The organism is Kitasatospora sp. NPDC059160 (assembly GCF_042755465.1).
Taxonomy (GTDB): Bacteria; Actinomycetota; Actinomycetes; order Streptomycetales; family Streptomycetaceae; genus Kitasatospora.
Genome location: NZ_JBHZCN010000231.1, coordinates 1 through 3,535, shown reverse-complemented (window position 1 = coordinate 3,535; position 3,535 = coordinate 1). Strand labels below are relative to the sequence as shown.

The 3,535-nt window shown below is 71.4% G+C and carries 4 protein-coding genes; 2 read left to right on the top strand and 2 right to left on the bottom strand.

The window, feature by feature from the left end:
* Positions 1 to 118 precede the first annotated feature (118 nt).
* Complete coding sequence (locus ACFXOZ_RS42320) at positions 119 to 1,051, bottom strand: ROK family protein (protein WP_380531803.1); 933 nt, start codon at positions 1,049 to 1,051, stop codon at positions 119 to 121.
* A 348-nt stretch (positions 1,052 to 1,399) separates the two neighbouring features.
* Here ACFXOZ_RS42320 and ACFXOZ_RS42315 point away from each other — a divergent pair, with 348 nt between their 5' ends.
* Positions 1,400 to 2,638, top strand: coding sequence for an extracellular solute-binding protein (locus ACFXOZ_RS42315; RefSeq protein ID WP_380595359.1), 1,239 nt, complete (start codon positions 1,400 to 1,402; stop codon positions 2,636 to 2,638).
* Between the two features lie 69 nt (positions 2,639 to 2,707).
* Here the strand turns inward: ACFXOZ_RS42315 and ACFXOZ_RS42310 are convergent, their stop codons facing one another.
* Positions 2,708 to 3,052: a cupin domain-containing protein gene (locus ACFXOZ_RS42310; RefSeq protein WP_375888707.1), complete on the bottom strand. Its 345-nt coding sequence runs from the start codon at positions 3,050 to 3,052 to the stop codon at positions 2,708 to 2,710.
* A gap of 122 nt (positions 3,053 to 3,174) precedes the next feature.
* Between ACFXOZ_RS42310 and ACFXOZ_RS42305 the strand changes: the two genes are divergently transcribed.
* Positions 3,175 to 3,411, top strand: a complete 237-nt coding sequence (locus ACFXOZ_RS42305; protein WP_375888705.1) for a DUF3263 domain-containing protein — start codon at positions 3,175 to 3,177, stop codon at positions 3,409 to 3,411.
* Positions 3,412 to 3,535: the final 124 nt, after the last annotated feature.

Sequence of the window (3,535 nt, the reverse complement as noted above, 5' to 3'; positions counted from 1 at the left end):
GCGGGGGAGAGGGCGGCGATGCGCTCGCCCTGGACGGCCAGGCGGCCGCCGTCGACGACCCCGCCGGGCAGGACGAGCCGGGCGCCGGACAGGGCAGTGCGGTCACGGTCCGCGCTGGTCACGCGGTCACCTCCATCGAGAGCAGGTCCCAGGCGAGCAGGCCGGCGCCCAGGGACGCGGCGGTGTCTTTGAGCATGGCGGGTACGACCTTCGGGGGCATCTGGAAGGTCAGGCGCTCGGTGACCGCAGCGCGCAGCGGGGTGAAGAGCGTGTCGCCGGCCTCGGCCAGTCCGCCGCCGACGATGACCGTGGACGGATCGAGCAGGCTCTGGGCCAGCACGATGCCGTCGGCCAGCGCGTCGACCGCGTCCTGCCAGACGGCGCGGGCGCGGTCGTCCCCGGCGTCCACCGCGGCGGCGCAGGATGCCGCGTCGGCGTCGGGGTCACCGCTGGCCTCGGCCCAGGCGCGGGAGACGGCCGAGGCGGAGGCCAGCGTCTCCAGGCAGCCGCGGGCGCCGCAGCCGCACTGCGGGCCGCCGGGGCGGACCACGACGTGGCCGATCTCGCCGCCGTAGCCGTGCGCGCCGGCCTCGATCCGGCCGCCGATGCCGATGGCGCCGGCGATGCCGGTGCCGAGGGCGACGAACAGGAAGCGGTCGACGCCCTGACCCGCGCCGATCCGCCCTTCGGCCAGCCCGCCGGAGCGCACGTCGTGGCCGAGGGCGACCGGCAGGCCCCCGAGGCGCTCGCCGAGCAGCTCGCGCAGCGGGAGGTCGCGCCAGCCGAGGTTGGCGGAGAAGACCGCGATCCCGTTCTTCTCGTCGATCGTGCCGGGCACGGCCACGCCGGCCGCCAGCGGGGCGTGCCCGAAGCGGGCGCGGCCCTCGTCGGCGAGGTCGGCGGCGAAGCCGAGGATGGCGGCGACGACGGCGTCGGTGCCGTGTTCCCGCCCGGTCGGTCGGCGTGCTTCGAACAGCACGGAGCCGTCCTGGGCGAGCAGCGCGGCCTTCATGCCGGTGCCGCCTACATCGAGTGCGATGACGTGCTTCACGGAGGACAGTTTCCCTTGGTCGGGTCGAAGAGGTCTAGTCCAGTTGTCGGATTGGTCTGGTCCATACTGGGTGAGCTTTGTCTCGGCTGCGGCGGTGTGCGCGGCTTTGTGCCCCGGAGTCCGGCTGAGGGCCTCCGTTCGCCTGTTGTTGCGCATCGTGCAATGAACCAGGGCACTTCGGTAACTACTCGACGGGCGGGGGCGAGTGGTGTGGACCAGTGTGCGAGCGGTTTGGGAGTGTGGCGCTCCCCCCTGCCGGATTCCCTCGTCCGGCTGTAGTTCCCTCTGAAGGCGGTACCCGCGTTGGACAGGCGCGCCCACGTTTCCCTCCGTGTGCTCGGTACGGCGTTGGCCGGAGCACTGGTGCTCACCACGGTCAGCGCGTGCAGCGGGCAGGGCGACGGGCCGGTCACGCTCAAACTGGTCGCCGCGGACTACGGGGAGAACGCCGAGACCGGCTCCAAGCACTACTGGGACGAGGTCTCCAAGGCCTTCGAGGCGGCCAACCCCGGCATCAAGGTCCAGGTCGAGGTCGACAGCTGGACCGACATCGGCAAGAAGGTCGACGACATGATCGCGGCCGGGAAGTCGCCCGACCTGCTGCAGACCGGCGGCTTCGCCGAGCAGGTCGCGGCGGACCGGCTGTACGCGGCCGCGGACGTCCTCTCGATGGACACCCAGGCCAAGTTCATGGACAACTTCTCGCACGCCGGGCAGGTGCTGGGGACCCAGTACGGGATCCCCTTCGTCTCCTCCTCGCGGGTGCTCTTCTACAACAAGGCGATCTTCAAGCAGGCCGGGATCACCCAGCCGCCGACCACCTGGAACGAGCTGCGGGCCGCGGCCGAGAAGATCAAGGCCAAGGTGCCCGGGGTGACCCCGTACGGGCTGCCGCTGGGGCCCGAGGAGGCGCCGGCCGAGTCGATGCTGTGGACGCTGAGCGGGGGCGGCTCGCTCTCGGACGACGTCGGCAACTACACCATCGACAGCGACCAGAACCAGGCGACCTTCACCTGGCTCAAGAACAACCTGGTCAGCACCGGGCTGACGTACCCGGACCCCGGCAAGGTGAACCGCACGCCGGTGTTCCAGGACTTCGCCTCCGGGAAGGTCGCGATGCTCAACGGGCACCCGACCCTGCTGCGGATGGCGTCCGCCGGGAAGATCGACTTCGGGACGGCGGTCATCCCGAAGAAGGACGGCGTGGGGAGGACCGGGAGCCTCGGCGTCGCGGACTGGATGATGGCGTTCAAGGCCAACGGGCACAAGAACGAGATCAAGAAGTTCCTGTCCTTCGTCTACACCAAGGACTACCAGCTCAAGTTCGACGAGCAGTACAACCTGCTGCCGGTGACCCAGGACGCCTTCAACCAGATGTCCTCGGACCCCAAGCACGAGGACCTCAAGCAGTTCGCGGTGGGGCTGACCAACGCCAGCTTCTACCCGTTCGGGGACCCGGCCTGGGGTGAGGTCAGCAACCGGATCAAGACGGGGATCGGGCAGGCCGTGACCGGGGACCCGAAGCAGGTGCTGCAGGGGCTGCAGGACGCGGCGATGAAGGAAGCGGGCCGGGTCCGCAAGCAGTGAGGCCCCCTGCCGGGGGGGCGGGGGGCGGGGGGCGGGGGGCTCACCGCGAGGGCCGGTGCCGGGGCGGGGTCAGGGGAGCGTGATCGCGTAGGCCTTGCGGAGGGTCTCGTGGACCGTCCAGGTGGTGCGGTCGCCCTCGCGCAGGACGGCGCAGTCGCCGGGGCCGACGGACAGGGTCGGGCCGCCCTCGATCTCGATGGTGGCCCGGCCGCTCAGCACCACGAACATCTCGTCGGCCTCGACGTCGGTGACCACGCCCGGGGTGATCTGCCAGATGCCGCGCAGCTGGCGGCCGTCGGGGGACTCGGCGAGGACCTTTCCGGTGACCTCGGGGGTGCCGGAGACGATCTGGGACGGGTCGAGGGGCTCGGGGTCGAGGTCGGCGGTGGGGATGTGGACGGCGAAGCTGGTCATGGGGGTGACGCTAGCCGGGCGGGGGCACCGGGGTGGGGGGCAGAGTGTGTCGGGGGCGCGTCCGAGAATGACACTTCGTAGGTCCGTGGGGGATGCGGGGGGATGTGCGGAGGTGGTGCGTGGTGGGCGAGCCGAGTGGGCTGAGTGAGCGGGACCGGGCGGTGCTGGCGCTGGAGGGGCGGCAGTGGCGGACGGCGGGGGCCAAGGAGCGGGCGATCCGGGAGGAGCTGGGGCTCTCCTCCACGCGGTACTACCAGGTGCTGAACGGGTTGTTGGACCGGGAGGAGGCGTTGGCGTTCGCGCCGGTGCTGGTGAATCGGTTGCGGCGGGTGCGGGAGGGGCGGCGGGGGGCGCGGTGACGGCCGCTGCGCGGGGCTGTTGGTGGGTGGGGGGCTCTCGGGAGGGTGGGTTGGTCCGGGGGCGGTTCCGGGGGTGGGCGCTCCGGGGGCTGGGTGATTTTACAGTCACATATAGACATAAACG